Annotated in this window: 10 protein-coding genes; 9 read left to right on the top strand and 1 reads right to left on the bottom strand. The window is 37.7% G+C overall.

Going from position 1 to position 14,965, the window contains the following annotated elements:
* The first annotated feature begins 834 nt into the window (after positions 1 to 834).
* From typA to OMO38_RS09905, 9 genes are all read left to right on the top strand, one after another.
* Positions 835 to 2,643: a translational GTPase TypA gene (gene typA, locus OMO38_RS09865; RefSeq protein WP_264750014.1), complete on the top strand. Its 1,809-nt coding sequence runs from the start codon at positions 835 to 837 to the stop codon at positions 2,641 to 2,643.
* Positions 2,644 to 3,039: 396 nt separating this feature from the next.
* On the top strand, positions 3,040 to 4,155 hold the full coding sequence (locus OMO38_RS09870) for a M23 family metallopeptidase (RefSeq protein ID WP_264750015.1): 1,116 nt from the start codon (positions 3,040 to 3,042) through the stop codon (positions 4,153 to 4,155).
* 356 nt (positions 4,156 to 4,511) lie between these two features.
* Complete coding sequence (locus tag OMO38_RS09875) at positions 4,512 to 5,849, top strand: DcaP family trimeric outer membrane transporter (RefSeq protein ID WP_264750016.1); 1,338 nt, start codon at positions 4,512 to 4,514, stop codon at positions 5,847 to 5,849.
* Positions 5,850 to 6,193: 344 nt separating this feature from the next.
* Entirely contained in the window at positions 6,194 to 7,579 is a 1,386-nt protein-coding gene (locus tag OMO38_RS09880) for an MFS transporter (protein ID WP_264750017.1), read from the top strand.
* A 163-nt stretch (positions 7,580 to 7,742) separates the two neighbouring features.
* Complete coding sequence (locus OMO38_RS09885) at positions 7,743 to 9,344, top strand: glycoside hydrolase family 10 protein (protein ID WP_264750018.1); 1,602 nt, start codon at positions 7,743 to 7,745, stop codon at positions 9,342 to 9,344.
* 297 nt (positions 9,345 to 9,641) lie between these two features.
* Positions 9,642 to 10,193 (top strand): ferritin, encoded by a 552-nt coding sequence (locus tag OMO38_RS09890; protein WP_264750019.1) that lies wholly within the window; start codon positions 9,642 to 9,644, stop codon positions 10,191 to 10,193.
* A gap of 218 nt (positions 10,194 to 10,411) precedes the next feature.
* On the top strand, positions 10,412 to 11,503 hold the full coding sequence (gene ychF, locus OMO38_RS09895; RefSeq protein WP_263002264.1) for a redox-regulated ATPase YchF: 1,092 nt from the start codon (positions 10,412 to 10,414) through the stop codon (positions 11,501 to 11,503).
* Positions 11,504 to 11,756: 253 nt separating this feature from the next.
* Positions 11,757 to 12,695, top strand: a complete 939-nt coding sequence (locus tag OMO38_RS09900) for a helix-turn-helix domain-containing protein (protein ID WP_264750020.1) — start codon at positions 11,757 to 11,759, stop codon at positions 12,693 to 12,695.
* A gap of 85 nt (positions 12,696 to 12,780) precedes the next feature.
* Positions 12,781 to 13,542 carry an SDR family NAD(P)-dependent oxidoreductase gene (locus tag OMO38_RS09905; protein ID WP_264750021.1) on the top strand — a complete coding sequence of 254 codons (762 nt, stop codon included), beginning with the start codon at positions 12,781 to 12,783 and terminating at the stop codon, positions 13,540 to 13,542.
* An 89-nt stretch (positions 13,543 to 13,631) separates the two neighbouring features.
* On the opposite strand, the gene OMO38_RS09910 is transcribed toward OMO38_RS09905, so the two are convergent.
* Positions 13,632 to 14,780, bottom strand: coding sequence for a methionine aminotransferase (locus OMO38_RS09910; RefSeq protein WP_264750022.1), 1,149 nt, complete (start codon positions 14,778 to 14,780; stop codon positions 13,632 to 13,634).
* Between the last annotated feature and the right edge of the window lie 185 nt (positions 14,781 to 14,965).

Below are 14,965 nucleotides of genomic sequence, written 5' to 3' on the forward strand. Positions count from 1 at the left end.
AGCCCCGGTTCATAAAAAAAGAAAGTTCACGTGACTACTTATAAATAATAAAAATACCAAACACCGTAAGAAAATTATTCACCCTTTAGGGCCGGGGAAAAAATAATTTTCGCTAAACAAACTCTCTTCATATTCAAAGACAAGTGATCACTCGGCTACTTATAAAATATAAAAATCCCAATCTCCGTAAGAAAATTATTTCACCCTTTAGGGCCGGGGAAAAAAATAATTTTCGAGAGACAGCCCCGGTTCATAAAAAAACAAAGTTCACGTGACTACTTATAAATAATAAAAATCCCAATCACCGTAAGAAAATTATTTCACCCTTTAGGGCCGGGGAAAAAAATAATTTTCGCTAAACAAACTCTATTCATAATCAAAGACAATTGATCACTAGGCTACTTGTAAATAATAAAAATCCTAACCACCGCAAGAAAATTATTTCACCCTTTAGGGCCGGGGAAACAAATTTCATTTCGAGAGACAGCCCCGGTTCATAAAAAAAACAAAATTCACAAGAACTGTTCTAAATAATAAAAATCCCAACCACCATAAGAAAATTATTTTCACCCTTTAGGGCCGGGGAAAAAAAATAATTTTCTGCGAACTAACATCCTTACTTTGCAGAAAAATTATTCCAAACCTATATTTTAATTAAGAAATTAATTTCTAACTCCACAATTACCATAACAGAGCAATCGTTTATCGACCACTCATTAATCGTCATTACGCACCTGAAAATCGCAGCCTTCTCATTATGAATTTGTTAATTAATAAAAGTTTTTATGGTTAATTCATTAAAAATCACTAATTTCGCACCCGTAAAAATCATTCATGCAAAACATTAGAAATATTGCGATTATCGCACACGTTGACCACGGTAAAACTACTTTGGTTGATAAGATTATTCATGCTACAAACATTTTCAGAGAAAATCAGGAAAGTGGAGAATTAATAATGGATAATAACGATCTTGAAAGAGAAAGAGGGATTACCATTTTATCAAAAAATATTTCTGTAACTTATAAAGACGTTAAAATCAACGTTATCGACACTCCTGGTCACGCCGATTTTGGTGGTGAGGTAGAGAGAGTTCTTAAAATGGCAGACGGTGTAATTTTGTTGGTAGATGCGTTCGAAGGACCAATGCCTCAGACAAGATTCGTATTGCAGAAAGCTTTAGAATTAGGTCTTAGACCTTTGGTAGTAATCAACAAAGTAGACAAACCAAACTGTCGTCCTGAAGAAGTTCACGATCAGGTATTTGATCTGTTCTTCAACTTGGAGGCGACTGAAGAGCAATTGGATTTCCCAACATTCTACGGTTCATCTAAACAAGGTTGGTTCAACACTTCATTGGAAGAAACTGAAAACATTTTCCCATTATTAGACGGGATTTTACAATATGTTCCTGAGCCTAAAGTTGAGGAAGGTAACTTGCAGATGCAGATTGTTTCTCTAGATTTCTCTTCTTTCTTAGGAAGAATTGCAATCGGAAAAGTAATCAGAGGTGAGATCAAAGAATCTCAGTGGATTGGTTTGGCGCAGGCTGACGGTAAAGTTTTAAAAGGAAAAGTAAAAGAATTATACGTTTTCGAAGGTCTTGGAAAGAAAAAAGTATCTGAAGTGAAAGCCGGAGACATCTGTGCTGTAGTAGGTTTTGATGCATTCCAGATCGGTGATTCATTCGTAGATCTTGAAAATCCTGAGCCATTGCCAAGAACTTCAATTGATGAGCCTACATTGAACATGACGTTCTCAATCAACAATTCACCTTTCTTCGGTAAAGACGGTAAATTTGTTACTTCAAACCACCTGAAAGAAAGACTGACTAAAGAATTAGAGAAAAACTTAGCATTGAGAGTTGAGCAGACTGGTGATGCAAATACATTCTTGGTATTCGGTAGAGGTATTCTTCACTTATCAGTTCTTATTGAAACAATGAGAAGAGAAGGATATGAAATGACCATCGGTCAGCCACAGGTTATCTTGAGAGAAGACGAAAACGGACAGAAACTGGAGCCTTATGAGTCTTTGGTTGTAGACGTTCCTGAAGAATTTGCTTCTAGAGTAATCGATTTGGCGACGCAGAGAAAAGGTGATCTTCACATTATGGAAACTAAAGGTGAGATGCAGCACTTAGAATTCGAAATTCCTTCAAGAGGTTTGATCGGATTGCGTTCTCAGATGTTGACCGCTACTGCAGGTGAAGCTATTATGGCACACCGTTTCACAGAATATAAGCCTTTCAAAGGGGCTATTCCTGGAAGAAGTAATGGTGTTTTGATTTCTAAAACTCAGGGGCCGGCTACAGAATATTCTATCGCTAAACTACAGGATAGAGGTAAGTTCTATGTTGATCCGGGCGAGGAGATCTACGCTGGTATGGTAATCGGTGAGCAGAACAAGCCTGGAGATTTGGTAGTAAACATCGTTGAAGCAAAACAGTTGAATAACATGAGAGCTTCAGGTAAAGATAAAGATACAGGTGTAGCACCAAAAATCTTATTCTCTCTTGAAGAATGTATGGAATATATTCAGTCTGATGAGGCAATCGAGGTAACTCCAAACTTCATCCGTATGAGAAAGAAAGTACTTTCTGAAGAAGAAAGAAAAAGAATTGAAAGAGGAGCGAAAGCATAATCTCAAATTCATCAATATAGCTAAAGCCCTGATTTTTCAGGGCTTTTTTCATTTTTAGACCATTTGTGATAAATGTATTAAAAGTATGGCAGAGCAAAATAAATATGACAGAATCTACGATTCGTAACTTATCTAGTATTTATGGATCATTTAAAATGACCTAGGAAGCGGAGGCGTTAAGAAATTTAGAAGAAATTCCGTTAAGAAATTTCCACTGTTTGAGTGGCGGCTATGATCATCTTAAAATGATACTTCGTCATTTCCGCCCGAGTTTGGAAATTTTAGGAATTACTTTTAAATTTTAGCTGAGAGTTCCAAGTCTTGAATTTTTGTTTCTTTTGTTTCAAGACAAAAGAACTGAGGACTTCGCGGCTGAATTTTTGTACTGAATATTTTATGTTCAGACCAAAACCACTTCTTTTAATATTAATTTTCCTTTTATTCATCATCTCCTGTGATGGATTAAAAATCCCGAAAAACGTTTTCGATCCATCAGAACGTGCAAAATATGAACGCAGTTTTTCAGGTGCCGACAGCCTGATGACTCAATGGAAGAAAGATTTTTCTGCAGCTGCTGCCAGTCAGTTAAAAATTAAGGACGGAGCATCATTGCTCGTGAATACAGGCAATTCTAAATCTGTCGCTTTGGGCTATTCAATCGAACTTAAAAAAGGAGATCTACTCGTCATCGAAACTGAAATGGCTGATGCGAATAAGAAAATATTTATTGATCTGCTAAATCAAAGTTCCGGTTCTGAAATAATGAAAACAGATCTTATTAAAAACAGTTCATTCTCAAAACAGATTCAGGAAGACGGTTGGTGCAAACTGGTCATACAACCTGAAATCGGCTTCGCAGGTTTATTTAAAATAAAAATTTACACTCAGCCCTCACTGCAGTTTCCTGTAGCAGGAAAGGGAAATAAAAATGTTCAGAGTTTCTGGGGCGCCAGCCGTGACGGTGGTGGCAGAAGTCACGAAGGGGTTGATATTTTTGCACCTAAAGGAACGCCTGTTGTTGCAGTCGCCAATGGCTACATCACCCGAACCGGAAATCAGGGATTGGGAGGAAAACAGGTTTGGCTTCGCGACGACGAAGTGGGAAATTCTCATTATTACGCTCACCTCGACAGCGTTCTGACTGAGGGTGGAAGAAAGGTGAAAACCGGAGATACGCTAGGTCTGGTCGGAAATACAGGCAACGCGGCAGGAGGAGCAACCCATCTGCATTTTGGAATTTATTCCACAGGCGGTGCTGTCGATCCTTATCCCTTCATTCGTGAACGGTCAGTTCCGAAATTTATCTCACAAAGCACTTCAGAACAGTTTTCAGGAAAAAATCTTAAGTCTGGAAGCAACTTGCGGTCAGGCTCCGGTACAGAATACGAAGTCCTTTCAACAGCCAGTTCCAAAGTTCAGGTCACAGTGATTGCAGCTCACGGAAATTGGTCTCACGTAAAAACTGATGACGGAAGAGAAGGTTTTGTGAAAGGAACTCAGATTGAAAAATAATAAAGTAAGTTTAATATAAATTTTTACTATTTCAACTCATCAATACTCATTTTGGGAAAGGTTGTTCTTGATTATTGTTCAGAAAATGGCCTTAATTATCGAAAGCAGTACTGTAAATTTGCTAATTTAATATAGTTTTCAATCATTTATTAAGTCGATTGTAAATTCCCCTTCATGCTTGATTAATTGTTATATTTTGGCAATGAATCTCAATCATTTATCACACTTTCGAACTCACTTAGTAAACTTTTAATAAATACATTTCGCTCTGTTCACTAACTAACACTTGTTAGTTTTAATAAAATTTGTATGTTTGGAAATGAAGCAATAACAGCTTTGTCTCAAAAATATATGATATGAAAAGGGTAAATCTTTTAAAGAGCAGTATGGCAATCTTGATGTTAGGTATAACTGCGCTAGTCAACGCACAGCAAAATACATCTGACAAAACAATCAACGACTCACTGGCAAAATCAAAACCCGTAATTGCTGCCCAACCGCAGGAGGCAAAAGTAAAGGTTGATTTTTACGGTTTTATCCGAAACGATATTTTTTACGATACAAGACAGAATATTGGTGCAGGCGAAAACATCGTTCCGCTTTATCCGAGAGACCGTGCTTTGGATGTCAATGGTGAGGATATCAATGATTCCCCAAAATTCCACATGCTTTCTGTAGTTTCCAGAGCGGGAATTAATGTGAAAGGTCCGGATGTTTTGGGAGCAAAGACAGCCGGAATTCTGGAAGGTGAATTTTTCGGCGCCACAGAAGGCGGAATCAATGAATTTCGTTTACGACATGCCTACATCACTTTAGACTGGGAAAAAACGCAGTTGGGAGTGGGGCAGTACTGGCATCCGATGGTAATTCTGGACTGTCTTCCGAATGTGGTCAATTACAGTACAGGCTCGCCGATTTTTGCTTTAAACAGAAATCCACAGGTGAGACTGACGCATAAACTTTCAGATCAGTTTAAAGTCATCGCTGCCATCAACTCACAGCGTGACTTTACGCCAAACACCGCACCATACCGTGACAGCGGAATGCCGTCCACCCATTTACAGTTTCAGTACAAATCTTCAAAATTCGTTGCCGGGATTGCCGGACAGTATGAAGAGCTTCGTCCGCAACTTTCTTCAGGTACACCGCCAATCGTAAACAATAACCGTGTGAAAAGTTTCACGGCAATGGCTTATGCAAAAGCAATCACAAAGCCTTTAACCATCAGCGCATCTGCGATGATAGGACAAAACGCTGCTTCACTGGTGATGTTAGGTGGTTTCGTTGGATACGCAGCTCCCGGGCAGGCCGATATTTTCAGAACGATGAATACAAGAAGTGCATGGATCGATTTCCAGCAGACTACTGCAAAGAAAGTAGCCTTCGGACTTTTCGCAGGGTATGTGAAAAATATGGGCGCTGATAATCCTGTTGAAGGTAGAGTTGCGACAACTTATGGCGTAACGTCATCATGGGGAGCGGTTTCTGCAACACCGGGCGGCAGAAGCGTTGATCATTTATGGAGAGTCGTTCCCCGTGTGGACTGGGTTTTGAGCAAGGCAATCCGTCTGAGATTTGAGGTTGAAAATACCGTCGCAACCTGGGGCGATGCACAGTCCAACGGAAGAGGTATCGGAAATGAATTTAATGCAAGAAACAACCGTTTCCATGTGGCAACTTTCTTTATGTTCTAAAAAAATAAAAACTCAGACTTCCGCATTTTACAACTGAAAAATTCATTGTGCATTATTAAATGAAACGGGATTGTATTATTAAAAATACACAGCAATTAACAGCCGGTTTAAAAATGATTAAAAATAAAATTTTCAAAGTATTTTTCTTTTCCCCAACCCTTCCTTCGACAGGCATAGGATGACATGGGAGAAAATATTATTTAAAATTTAAATGACTTCCATTAAGGTCAGGGAAATAATTTTGATGAAATTTAAACAGGCTCTAAATAAAATCTTTGTTCACTTGCGTTAAAATTCAGCATCATCATTAACGAATCTAATTGTTAAAATTTAAAACTAATTATATGGATACTACAATACAAAAACCAAAAAACAATATCCTCACAGTAATCATCGCCTCTTCAGCCGGAACACTGATTGAGTGGTACGATATGTTTCTGGCAATTATTCTGGCGGGATCGCTTTCTGTCAATCTTTTTCCTGCCGACGGTTCTTCGCACTTCTTAGAAACTCTGGCCGTAGTAGCATCATCGTTTATGTTCAGACCGATCGGTTCCCTTATTTTCGGAAACATTGGTGATAAGATTGGGAGAAAATATTCCTTCCTGCTTTCACTGATCTTAATGGGAGCATCAACATTTTTAATCGGATGTATTCCCAATTTTTCAAGCATTGGCTGGGCAGCTCCGGTTTTACTATTGGTGTGCAGATTAATGCAGGGATTGGCCATCAGTGGCGAATATGCAGGTGCGGTAATTTATGTCGCAGAACACGCTCCGGCAGAGAAAAGAGGTTTTTACACAGGATTTATTCAGGCAACTGTTCCTATCGGACTTTTAGTTTGTCTCAGTGTGATTTTTGCTACCAGAACTTTGCTTTCCGAAGAAGATTTCAACAGTTTTGGATGGAGAATTCCTTTTCTGTTAAGTTCTGTCTTGGTTTTACTGAGTTATTTTGCAAGAAAAAAACTGCACGAAAGTCCGGTTTTTGAAGAGCTTAAAAAAGCGGGTAAAACAAGCAAAGCGCCGGTACGAGAAGCATTTACCACCAAAGGAAATGTGAAATTAATGCTGAAGGCCATCTTCGGAGGAAACGCCGCCCAAAGTTCGGTGATGCAGACCAGTTTATTTGTGACTTTATTTTTCATGCAGAGAGCGGTGAAATTGGAAGAAACTACAGTTCTTCTCATCACGGGTGTTGTTACTTTTTTCAGTGCCTATTTCTATCAGTATTTTGGAGCATTAAGTGATCGAATCGGTAGAAAAAAAGTACTAATCAGCGGGTTGATTGCCAGCTTAATATTAATTCCGACCTCATTTTATTTATTTATGAAAATAGGAAATCCGGAAGGTTTAACGGAAGTTCACGCAATCAGTACAGAAGCAACTCTACAGATCATGGGAATAAGCTTTCTGCTTTCGGTTGCCGGAGCTGCGACCTACGGTCCTCTCGGTGCATTTATGCTGGAGATTTTCCCGACCAAAATCCGGTATACCAGTATGGGTTTTGCCCAAAATATGGGGAATGGTTTCATCGGTGGTGCAACAACCTTTGTAACTGAACTGATAAAAACTTCTTTTGTAGTAAGTGCGGTTATGGCACCGTTTATCGGCTTAATTTATCCTATTTTTCTGGTTCTTCTGGCTATTATTGTCAATACGCTTTTCGTTCCGGAGACTTACAAAACCGATTTGACAGAGGAACAGGATCCTAATCTTGTTGAGCCTTAAACTAATATTTTCTAAAAAGTTTCAAACTTTCGACTGTAAAAATTTAACAGCATAAATATTCGTATTTGTGCTGTTTCTTTTATTTCAACTTTCTAAATTTGCATTTCTTTAAATGAGAATGAATATTCTTATTTAAAAATGTAACTTTCTTTTTTTGCAATCTATGAAAATCAACAAAATAAAAATATTATTTCTACTCGGACTTTTCGCTTCTTTCAGCAGTTCATGTTCTGTACAGAAAAGTGCTTCTACAACAAAGAATACAGTTAAAGACAATAGGTATAAAGCCAAACCTAAAGATTCTGTTATTGCGGTGAAGCCGCAGGTTGTTGCGCCTGTAGACGAAGATTTTAAAGTTAACCTACCGGCGATCAACCGTGAGTTTCGCGGTGCTTGGATTGCAAGTGTTGCCAACATCAACTGGCCATCAAGAAATAATTTATCGGTTGAGCAGCAAAAGGCAGAAGCGATAAGTATGCTGAATATGCTTCAGGAAAATAATTTTAACGCGGTGATTTTTCAGGCGCGTCCGTCTGCGGATGCCTTATATACAAGCGAACTGGAGCCTTGGTCTTATTTCCTGACGGGAAAAACAGGTGAACCGCCTTATCCGAATTACGATCCATTACAGTTTTGGATCGAGGAATCCCACAAACGAGGAATGGAGCTGCATGTCTGGTTAAATCCTTACAGAGCCCATCATTCTAACGGCGGAACGGTTTCTAATCAGTCGATGGTCAATAAGCTTTCAGATATTACCATAAAATTAAAAAATGGAATGTACTGGTTTGATCCTGCCAATCCTAAAACGCAGGGACATGTTTCTAATGTTGTTAAAGATTTAGTGAAAAGATACGATCTCGATGCCATTCATTTTGATGATTATTTTTATCCTTATGCCACGTATAACAGAGGTGCAGATTTCCCGGATCATGCGAGCTGGAACGCATATCAGAGTTCAGGCGGAACATTGACAAGAGCAGACTGGAGGAGAGACAGCGTCAATAAATTTGTAGAAAGAATTTATAAAGAAATTCACGCCGAGAAAAACCACGTTCGTTTCGGGATCAGTCCGTTTGGTATCTGGAAACCTGGATTTCCGGAAGGAGTTGTGGGCTCTTCACAATATGATGAGCTTTATGCTGATGCGAAATTATGGTTAAATAAAGGTTGGGTAGATTACTTTTCTCCACAGCTATACTGGCCAATAGAATCGAAAGGGCAGCCTTTTGCCAATCTGTTAAATTGGTGGAAATCTGAAAACACCATGAACCGTCATCTCTGGCCTGGGTTAAATACGGTTGAAATAAAGACTGCCGACCGACCTACAGAAATCAAAAATCAGATTGAACTGTCAAGACAGATCCTAAATAATGATGCAGGAGAAGTTCACTGGAGTATTGCGGGTTTAACTAAAAATTCAAATATGCTTCCTACCCTGAAGAATGGACCTTACAAAGAAAAAGCTTTAACACCAAAAAGCCCGTGGATAAAAGCGGGTCCATTAGAAAAACCGACTTTGTTTACAAACGATAACGGAAGTTTTATCCAGACGAGCTGGAGTTCTAAAAATATCGCAAATGTCTTCCAATGGGTTCTTTTCAAACAGTATAACGGAATTTGGGAAACTGAAATCTTAACTTTGGAAACACTTTCAAAGGAAATTCCGAAAAGTAAAGACGGGAAAATTCTGAATGCGGTTGCCATTAAAGCTATTGACCGATTGGGTAATGAAAGTAATTATATGGCAAAAAAAGTCAGGTAGAGAGTTGGTGTTGGAGAGTTTGAGGATTGGAAAGTGGCAACATTTGCTGATGTCTCTACATTGTGAAGAATAAAACCATCGATATTTTCATGATGATCTTAAATAGATTGTAATTCATATAAAAAGTCAGTTCAGTATAGTGAACTGGCTTTTTTATTTTAGACTCACTATAAATTATATTGTTAAGATGATGATTAATAGTCAATTATATTTTACATGTTTTCAATTATAAATTGAAATTCTTTTATCGGAATCATTTTTGTATCCTTTACGTTACAAATACTAAAATATACGATTATGAACACTAATAGACTTTCACCAAGACTGGAACAGGCACTAAGTGACCAGATGAATACCGAAGATTTACAATCCAGAGTTTATTTCTCTTACGGAATCTGGGCAGCTGATAAAGGGTATGGTGGAATTTCAAACTTTCTTTTCCGTCACGCACAGGAAGAGAGAGATCATGCAGTAAAATTTATGCAGTACGTACTCAACAGAGGCGGTAAACCAACAATCACGGCGCTACCTTCACCAGGCCAGGAGCCGGCAAGTCTTACAGACTGTTTCGATCTTGTTTTCAAACATGAGGTAGATAACACGACTGCAATTTACAATCTCGTAAATATTGCTTTTGAAGAAAAAGACTGGGCTTCATGGAACTTCCTACAGTGGTTTGTAAAAGAACAGATCGAAGAAGAAACTTTCGCAATGAATTTAATTGACAAATTAAAAATTGCCGGTGGAGACAGAGCAAGCGACGAGTCATTATTCACACTCGATAAAACATTAGAAACGCTTCCGGATGATGCAGAATTGGCACAGGATGCTACAGGAGCAAATCCATAAAAGCACAACGATAAATTATTATTTCTGAAAATCTGTCAAATATTTGGCAGATTTTTTTTATTATGAAAATCACCTTAAAATTACTATCTTTGCACACCTTTATTTGTAATACGCAGGAACGCTATCACACTGAATTTATTGAAGTGAAAAGCCGATTGCCAAAGCAATAAAACATGCTGCCGGAAGGTTGCATAACATTAATAAAATAAAATTTCGTTATGAAATGTGGAATCGTAGGCTTACCGAATGTAGGTAAATCAACTCTTTTTAACTGCTTAAGCAACGCTAAAGCGCAATCAGCCAATTATCCTTTCTGTACAATTGAGCCTAACTTAGGAACAGTTTCTGTACCGGATCAGAGATTATTTGAGCTTGAAAAACTGGTAAATCCTGAAAGAGTTTTGCCGGCTGTTGTAGAGATCGTTGATATTGCCGGTCTGGTAAAGGGAGCAAGCAAGGGTGAAGGTTTGGGAAATCAGTTCCTGGCTAACATCAGAGAGTGCGAAGCGATTATTCACGTTTTAAGATGTTTTGAAAACGGAAATATCATCCACGTTGAAGGTACTGTAGATCCGATGAGAGATAAAGAAATTATCGACATCGAGCTTCAGCTGAAAGATTTAGAAACTGTAGGAAAAGCAGTTGAAAAAGCTAAAAAATTCATCAAGTCTGGAAAGAAAGAAGATATTCTGACGTATGAAACGCTTCATAATCTTGAAAAATTTATCGAAGACGGTAAAAATGCAAGAGAATTCCCAATGGATGATTTTGCAAAATCTATTATATCAGATGTTCAGTTGTTGACCAACAAACCTGTTCTTTACGTTTGTAATGTAGATGAAAATTCTATCAAAAACGGAAACGAATGGATTGCAAAGATCGAAGAAATGGCTCAGAAAGAAAATGCTGAAGTGGTAGTTTTAGCTGCTCAGATCGAAGCCGACATCAACGAACTGGATACTTTCGAGGAGAGAGAAATTTTCTTGGAAGAATTAGGCTTAACTGAACCGGGAGTTAACCGTTTGATCAGAAAAGCTTACGATTTATTGAAACTTCAAACCTACTTCACTGCTGGAGTAAAAGAAGTGAGAGCATGGACGATTGGACAAGGCTGGACAGCGCCTCAGGCTGCGGGTGTTATTCACACCGATTTTGAAAAAGGTTTCATCCGAGCAGAAGTGATCAAGTATAATGATTACGTGAGTTACGGAACTGAAGCTAAAGTAAAAGAAGCTGGGAAGCTTTCTGTTGAAGGTAAAGAATACATCGTACAGGACGGTGATATTATGCACTTCAGATTTAATGTTTAAAAGTATTAAAAGTTAGTTATAGTATTTTAAAAGAGCGCTCCCATGAATTTGGGAGCGCTTTTATTATGAGTAAATCGTCATTAGTGGTGCCTTTTTTTATTTGTTTTTAATTTTAATAAAATGATTTTTTAAACTGACGTGAATTTTCGACATTTGAATCTCCAATTATAAAAATGCTGTATTAAAATTTTATTCAGATATAAACAATCAGAGCATAACTTATTCCTATATTTGAATTATACAAATTCTCATCATGGAAAAAATAGCTCACGCTTCCCTGGAAGATTTTTACGGCGAGATGGCCAGCAGATTAGGAAAAGATTTGGAAAGCATCTTTCCTAAAGGTCTTCATAAAGATATCGGCCATTTTAATGTTTTTGATATTGCACAAACGCTTGCAACTGTCAAAAGGACATCTGAAATGCCTTACAACAGGAGGAAATATTATAAAATAAGTCTCATCAGAGGAAAAAACAGAGCAGAATATGCAGACAAAGTTATTTCGATAAAAAAGAATGCGCTGCTTTTTGCAACCCCAAAAGTTCCATATCATTATGTTCCTGAAGATGCAGATCAGAAAGGAAGTTTCTGCGTTTTTACTGCTGATTTTTTCACTAAAAATTCATCACAGCATGTTTTGGAAGATTTGCCTCTGTTTCAGCCGGGAGCAATTCCAGTCTTTGAAATTGATGATGAGCTTGCTGATGAAATTGAATTTCTGTTTTCAAAAATCAAAAAAGAGATTGATTCTGAGTATGCTTTCAAATATGACCTGATCCGTAATTATGTTTTTGAACTGATTCATTACGGACAAAAATTACAACCCGCGGCCAAAACTTCAACTTCGCAAAATGCATCCCACCGTGTCGTATCTCTGTTTATTGAACTGCTGGAAAGACAGTTTCCCATTGAGTCTCCCGATCAGAGAATTCAATTGAAAGTTGCCAAAGATTATGCGGAAAGATTGGCCATCCATGTGAATTATTTAAACAAAAATTTAAAAGAAAGCACAGGGAAAACCACCACCGAATTTATTGCTGACCGTGTTATACAGGAAGCTAAAATATTACTAAAGCAGACAAAATGGAATATCTCAGAAATTTCCTATGCTTTGGGATTTGAGGAAATTGCTCACTTCTCCAATTTCTTCAAACGGAAAACATCATTTGCACCACTTGAATTTCGGTCATGATTTGATTTATGCAAATTTCAGATTGATTGAAGCAAATGAATGACCGTAAAAATGACGCAACTTTGTCCCAATAAAAATATTAAAAATGAATACAGCAAAAGTAGCTTTAGTAACAGGCGGAAGCCGTGGATTAGGAAAAAATTCAGCATTGAAAATTGCTGAGAAAGGTTTGGACGTTATCATTACGTATCATAGCAATAAAGAAGAAGCTGAAAACGTCGTGAATGAAATTAAAGCTTTGGGCAGAAATGCAGCAGCTTTTCAGTTGGATACAAGAGATGTCAAAAGTTTTGATTCATTTATTAAAAATGTAAACGATCATCTTAAAGCAAATACAGAGAGTGGAAACATTGACTTCCTGATTAACAATGCGGGAACTGCTTTGTATTCTCCGATTACAGAAACTACCGAAGAGCAGGTGGACGATATGTTCAATATACATTTTAAAGGGGTATTCTTTCTGACGCAGAAATTTTTGCCATTCTTGAACGATGGTGGCGGAATTATTAATATTTCTTCAGGATTGGCAAGATTTGCTCAACCGGGATCATCAGTTTACGGTTCGATGAAAGCAGGTGTTGAAATGCTGACAAAATATATGGCAAAGGAATTGGGATCCAGAAAAATCAAAGTGAATGCAGTTGCTCCGGGCGCAATTGAAACCGATTTCGGCGGAGGAAGAACGAGAGATGACAAAAATATCAACGCAATGATTGCCGGAAATACAGCTTTAGGCAGAGTAGGCCTTCCCGATGATATTGGTGGAGTAGTAGCCTTTCTTTGTACTGAAGATGCACGTTGGATTACTGCTCAGAGAATTGAGGTTTCAGGCGGAATGTTTTTTTAAACAATATTTTATCTCTCGCAGATTAAGCGGATTAGGCAGACTAAATAAAAATCTGCTTGAATTGTTGAATCTGCGAGAGATTTAATTTTTTATAACTTGGCCAAATTCTCAATCGCTCTCTCAAGAGTTTCCTGTTTCTTGGCAAAGCATAATCTGATGACATTTTCATTCAGTTTATTTTTATAAAAAGATGAGAACGGAACGCTCGCCACTTTGTGAGTAACCGTTAATTCCTGAGCAAAATCAAAATCAGATCTGTCTGAAATTTTATCATATTTTAAAGCCTGAAAATAGGTTCCCTCGCAATCAAGCAGTTCAAATGAACTCTGTGCCAAGCCCTGTCTCAAAAAATCTCTTTTCTCCTGAAAAAACCGGTTTAGGCCAAGATAATGTTCATCATTTTTCATGTATTCTGCCAGTGCCAGCTGAATCGGTGTGTTGACAGAAAATACATTGAACTGATGGATTTTTCTAAACTCATCTGTCAATGCTTTTGGAGCGGCACAGTAGCCAATTTTCCAGCCGGTTACATGAAACAGTTTTCCGAATGACGCCACCAAGAGACTTCTTTCTTTAAGCTCGGGATGTTTACAGATGCTTAAATGTTCTTTTCCGTCATAGACAATATTCTCATATACTTCATCACTCAAAATCAATATGGAAGTGTCTTTTACAATTTTAATTAATTCCTGAATATCATTCTCCTTTAAAATCTTTCCTGAAGGATTGTTCGGATTATTGAGAATAATCATTTTCGTTTTTTCCGAAACCAAATCTTTCACCACACTCCAATCGATTTCATAGTCGGGAGCTTTCATCTCAAAACGTTTTACAATTCCCCCGAAAAGCTCTACCGTTGGTTCGTAGCAATCATAAGCGGGTTCGAAAATAATGACTTCATCATCTTTTTTTACGAAAGTGGCAATCGTTGTGAAAATTGCCTGAGTTCCGCCTGCGGTAATAGTAATTTCCGAATCAGGATGATAAACCGCCTGATGACTGTTCTCTATTTTTCTTGCAATTTCCTCTTTCAGACCTATCATTCCTCCCATGGGAGCATACTGGTTAAATCCTTTTTGAATAAAATGATTTACATGATCCAATAGCTCCGAATCGGGCATAAAATCAGGAAAACCCTGTGAAAGATTAATGGCTTCATTTTCATTGGCCAACTGAGTCATCTGACTGAAAATAGTGGTTCCTACATTTGAAAGTTTAGAAAAAGGAAGTTGTATCATGAACGAGATTTTTTTTGCGTAGTTCGAATGTACAGCAATTTTTGAAATTTAATCATATTGTAATATTAAAAATTGTTTTGTAACTGAATTAAAAGCGTGTTTTGTAAGAAAAATACTAAAAAAACAAACTGAAATATTCGGATATTTTTGTTCAATTCCGTACTTTTGTATGTTTGCTGAAATAA

It is taken from the genome of Chryseobacterium kimseyorum (genome assembly GCF_025971945.1).
Classification (GTDB): domain Bacteria; phylum Bacteroidota; class Bacteroidia; order Flavobacteriales; family Weeksellaceae; genus Chryseobacterium; species Chryseobacterium kimseyorum.

Bases quoted from the DNA above. Each gene is read 5' to 3' on its own strand.
- typA (WP_264750014.1), top strand. From the start codon at position 835: ATGCAAAACATTAGAAATATTGCGATTATCGCACACGTTGACCACGGT.
- OMO38_RS09870 (WP_264750015.1), top strand. From the start codon at position 3,040: ATGTTCAGACCAAAACCACTTCTTTTAATATTAATTTTCCTTTTATTC.
- OMO38_RS09875 (WP_264750016.1), top strand. From the start codon at position 4,512: ATGAAAAGGGTAAATCTTTTAAAGAGCAGTATGGCAATCTTGATGTTA.
- OMO38_RS09880 (WP_264750017.1), top strand. From the start codon at position 6,194: ATGGATACTACAATACAAAAACCAAAAAACAATATCCTCACAGTAATC.
- OMO38_RS09885 (WP_264750018.1), top strand. From the start codon at position 7,743: ATGAAAATCAACAAAATAAAAATATTATTTCTACTCGGACTTTTCGCT.
- OMO38_RS09890 (WP_264750019.1), top strand. From the start codon at position 9,642: ATGAACACTAATAGACTTTCACCAAGACTGGAACAGGCACTAAGTGAC.
- ychF (WP_263002264.1), top strand. From the start codon at position 10,412: ATGAAATGTGGAATCGTAGGCTTACCGAATGTAGGTAAATCAACTCTT.
- OMO38_RS09900 (WP_264750020.1), top strand. From the start codon at position 11,757: ATGGAAAAAATAGCTCACGCTTCCCTGGAAGATTTTTACGGCGAGATG.
- OMO38_RS09905 (WP_264750021.1), top strand. From the start codon at position 12,781: ATGAATACAGCAAAAGTAGCTTTAGTAACAGGCGGAAGCCGTGGATTA.
- OMO38_RS09910 (WP_264750022.1), bottom strand. From the start codon at position 14,780: ATGATACAACTTCCTTTTTCTAAACTTTCAAATGTAGGAACCACTATT.